This window comes from Pseudoalteromonas sp. Z1A6, assembly GCF_011378745.1.
Lineage (GTDB): Bacteria > Pseudomonadota > Gammaproteobacteria > Enterobacterales > Alteromonadaceae > Pseudoalteromonas > Pseudoalteromonas arctica.
The window spans coordinates 1-1,117 of the sequence record NZ_WTKW01000622.1 but is presented as its reverse complement, the minus strand read 5'-3'; the positions used below and the strand labels follow the sequence as shown (position 1 = coordinate 1,117).

Below are 1,117 nucleotides of genomic sequence, written 5' to 3'. Positions count from 1 at the left end.
TTTATAAAAAGCTTTCACCGCTTTGCTTAAGTGTAATTGTTTGTGCTTGAGCGCTTTTTATTAATAATCCACAACGCAAATCATTTTTCGAAATAACAATTTTATCAATTGTATTAGTGTCATAGTCAACGACTTTGTTTTCGCATCTAAGTTGCACTTTGCTCAGTGGTAATTCTGATTCTAATTTAACTTCAGACTTCGACATCATAGGCATTACAGCTTGTTCTGAAGCTAAACTAAATTGTTGCTTAATATCTCCCGAGTTTTTATAAATATCGTTCACTTGAGTTAACAACTGTTCCTTGTTTTGCTCTGTAAAGGTTATGGATTCAATATTGCCTAGTGCATCTATTGCATCATAAGCACGTACATAATCTTGTTTTGATATAAACCACTGTAAAGCGTTTTTAATCACACGTTTTTGAATTTGATCCGGTAGATTAGCTCTAAATAAAAACGCTTCGTAGATATGCTGATCAAAGCTCTTCCAGTCTTGCACAAAATAACTGTGCTGGCTTTTAAGCCATGCAAGCAAAACAATCTCAACCGTATTTTTTGTATGTTCATTTTCTAATTCATCGATACGGCTTTTAGCTTCATCGTATTTCTTTTCGTCGATTAATTTACTAGCTTGCTCATAATCATTAAAAAAGCCGCGAGACGCTTTATCGTTTGAAAAATTAATATGTAAATTTTGCGAACTTACAGTAATGGTTTTTGCTACAGGTATAGTCTCACCATTTAATTTTGCACTTTTGTAGTTGAGCTTAGACACGTAATCCATTACTTCTCTTTGGTACTTTTTTTGCCCAACCGTAGCTACAATTTCTATATCACTAACCTGCCCGCTTTTATCAACCAAGTAACTGCTCAAATTAATCCCCTCTAACCTCGAAGCGCGCGAAGAAGTATTAGTGAGCTGATCGTAGTTTTTATTAATTACTTCTGCAGGAATAAAGTCGTCAGCAAAAACAGAGAGTTGAGTAAAAGTACAAGTTAAAGAAAGCGCTAATATGAGTTTTTTCATCAGTTTTATCCATCCTAGATAGTGTTTATATAATAGAAACAAACGATCAACATAAAAGCAAGTGTAAACACAAAAGATTAGTTCATTTAA

1 protein-coding gene is annotated in these 1,117 nt (G+C 33.6%); it reads right to left on the bottom strand.

Annotated elements, in window-relative coordinates:
- Position 1: 1 nt before the first annotated feature.
- Positions 2–1,027 carry an energy transducer TonB gene (locus GQR46_RS19960; protein ID WP_165742269.1) on the bottom strand — a complete coding sequence of 342 codons (1,026 nt, stop codon included), beginning with the start codon at positions 1,025–1,027 and terminating at the stop codon, positions 2–4.
- Positions 1,028–1,117: the final 90 nt, after the last annotated feature.